2 protein-coding genes and 2 pseudogenes are annotated in these 2,540 nt (G+C 73.0%); all 4 read left to right on the top strand.

Annotation, left to right across the window (positions count from 1 at the left end):
- Positions 1-81: 81 nt before the first annotated feature.
- Positions 82-471 (top strand): annotated as a pseudogene (locus AB0H32_RS47850) (3-oxoacyl-[acyl-carrier-protein] synthase III C-terminal domain-containing protein); the annotation flags it as partial.
- 170 nt (positions 472-641) lie between these two features.
- On the top strand, positions 642-1,319 hold the full coding sequence (locus AB0H32_RS47845) for a GntR family transcriptional regulator (protein ID WP_361135889.1): 678 nt from the start codon (positions 642-644) through the stop codon (positions 1,317-1,319).
- A 214-nt stretch (positions 1,320-1,533) separates the two neighbouring features.
- Positions 1,534-1,650 (top strand): annotated as a pseudogene (locus tag AB0H32_RS47840) (succinate--CoA ligase subunit alpha); the annotation flags it as partial.
- 180 nt (positions 1,651-1,830) lie between these two features.
- On the top strand, positions 1,831-2,540 hold a 710-nt coding region (locus AB0H32_RS47835), incomplete at its 3' end, for an aldehyde dehydrogenase family protein (protein ID WP_361135886.1).

Below are 2,540 nucleotides of genomic sequence, written 5' to 3'. Positions count from 1 at the left end.
GTCCGGGACCTGGAGTTCCATCGCCACCAGCCGGGGCACGTCCTCGCGCTTGTCGAGGCGGCCCTTGACGAACACCACGGGCCGGAGATGGGCAACGCGGTGCGCATCGAGGGCACACCGCCCCGGTTCGCCCAGGAGGGGCAGAGCGTCTACCGCTGGGCCACCACCCGGCTGCCGCCGATCGCCCGGCGCGCCTGCGAGAAGGCCGGGATCGACCCCGCCGACCTCGCCGCCGTAGTCCTGCACCAGGCCAATCTGCGCATCATCGAGCCGCTCGCGGACAAGATCGGCGCCGTCAACGCGGTGATCGCCCGCGATGTGACCGACTCGGGCAACACCTCCGCGGCCAGCATCCCGCTCGCCCTGTCCAAGCTGATCGAACAGGGTGCGGTCAGCAGCGGCGACGCGGCCCTGCTGTTCGGCTTCGGCGGCAACCTGTCCTACGCCGGACAGGTCGTACGGTGCCCGTGAAGCCGCCCGCGGGTGGCGAGAGAGCACTGGGCGGCGTGACGCGCCGACTCCCGCTTCCTCCGGCTTTTGTGCACCGTAGACTGTAGACGAAAGACAACCCATAGTGGGCAGTCCACCGTGTGCCGCACACCGCCCGCCGTGTACGGCAGACAGCCCAGGAGGGGGACGCGATGCTGCCGACCGGACTGCCGCAGGGGGCCGTGCCCAGGCTGGAACGCCCCGGCCCGCTGCGCGACCGCGTCTACGAGGCGCTGCTGGAGCTGATCACCACCCGCGCCCTGCAGCCCGGACAGCACCTCGTCGAGAGCGAACTCGCCGGTCAGCTCGGCGTCTCCCGGCAGCCCGTGCGCGAGGCGCTGCAGCGGCTGAACGCCGAGGGCTGGGTCGACCTGCGGCCGGCGCAGGGCGCGTTCGTCCACGAGCCCACCGAGGAAGAGGCCGACCAGCTGCTGACGGTCCGCACGCTCCTGGAGGCGGAGGCGGCCCGGCTCGCCGCCCTGAACGCCGACGAGGCGGGCACCGGCGCGCTGGAGGAGCTGTGCGCCGAGGGTGAGAAGGCGGTCGCCGCCGAGGACGTGGACCGTGCCGTCGCTCTCGACGCGGCCTTCCACACCAAGGTGATGGAATTGGCGGGCAACACGGTCCTCGCCGGACTGGCCGCCCAGGTCGACCGCCGGGTGCGCTGGTACTACACGCCGGTGGACCGGCAGCGCGGGCGGCAGTCGTGGATCGAGCACCGCGGGCTGATCACCGCGATCGCGGCCCACGACGAGCAGCGCGCCACCCACCTGATGCGCGAGCACACCGAGCACACGCGAGCCTCGTACCACGAACGCAGCGCCTCGTGACCCTGCGGCTGCCGGTCCACGCAGGGGTGTTCCCCCTCGGCGACCGGCGAGCGGACCGTGGAGGGGGAACACCGGGAGAGCCGTGAGGAGTTGTGCGCAGCCGTGTCCGGCCGTCAGGAGGCCGGCCGGGCTCCGCGGCCGGCACCGCCTTCCCACGGGCCCGGCCCGGCTGCCGCAGCAGCAGGGCTGTCGCCGCCGCCACCATCGAGACCCCTCCGCCCGCACCGCACGGGCGAAGAAGGAGGCGCTGGAGGCGATCGGCGTCAGGGTGGGAAGCACCCCGAGCGAGACGGCGGAACCGGTGTTCGCACACCTGGCCCGGGCACAGTGATGTCACTCATAGTCCATCCCGGGTGACTGTCGGCCTCCATGAGCCTTCGGTACCTTCTCGCACTACGTCCGGCGCACCAGGGTGCGAGCCGCGCGCCGGACAGCCAGCCATCTCCAGCAGGCCCGTCTTTCCGACATCAGCCCTTTTCTCTCGACCGTGCACCGAGAGCGGAGCAATCGCATGGCACCCACCCTCACCGTCAAGACCGGAACGTCCTGGTCCGAGGCCTGGCGGCGCTGCCTCGCCGTCGCGCCCGAGGCCTTCCGGGACGATCGCGTCCTCAACCTCTGGAACACCGCCTGGCGGGCGGACGGCCGCGCACTGCCCGCCACCAGCCCACTCGACGGCGGCCCGGTCGCGGGTCCGCCCCGCCTGGACCGGGCCGTCGCACGCCAGGCCGTCCGGGCGTCGCTCGACCAGCACCGCGCCTGGCGGCACCTTCCGCTCGCCGAGCGCCGGGCGCGCGTCGCGGCCACCCTCGACGCGCTCACGGAACACCGCGACCTGCTCGCACTGCTCCTCGTCTGGGAGATCGGCAAGCCCTGGCGGCTCGCCCGGGCGGACGTCGACCGGGGCATCGACGGGGTCCGGTGGTACCTGGACGGCATCGAGCCGATGATGGCCGGCCGGACACCGCTGGACGGCCCGGTGTCCAACATCGCGAGCTGGAACTACCCCATGAGCGTGCTCGTCCACGCCATGCTGGTGCAGGCGCTCGCGGGCAACGCGGTCATCGCCAAGACCCCGACCGACGGCGGCGTCGCCTGCCTGACCCTGGCCTCGGCGCTCGCCGCCCGCGAGGGGCTCCCCGTCACCCTCGTCAGCGGCAGCGGGGGCGAGCTGTCCCAGGCGCTGGTGCGGGCGCCCGAGATCGGCTGCGTCTCCTTCGT

Source organism: Streptomyces sp. NPDC020362 (assembly GCF_040642095.1).
Lineage (GTDB): Bacteria > Actinomycetota > Actinomycetes > Streptomycetales > Streptomycetaceae > Streptomyces.
Note: the sequence above shows the minus strand (reverse complement) of the source record. Positions and strands in the feature narration are given on the sequence as shown.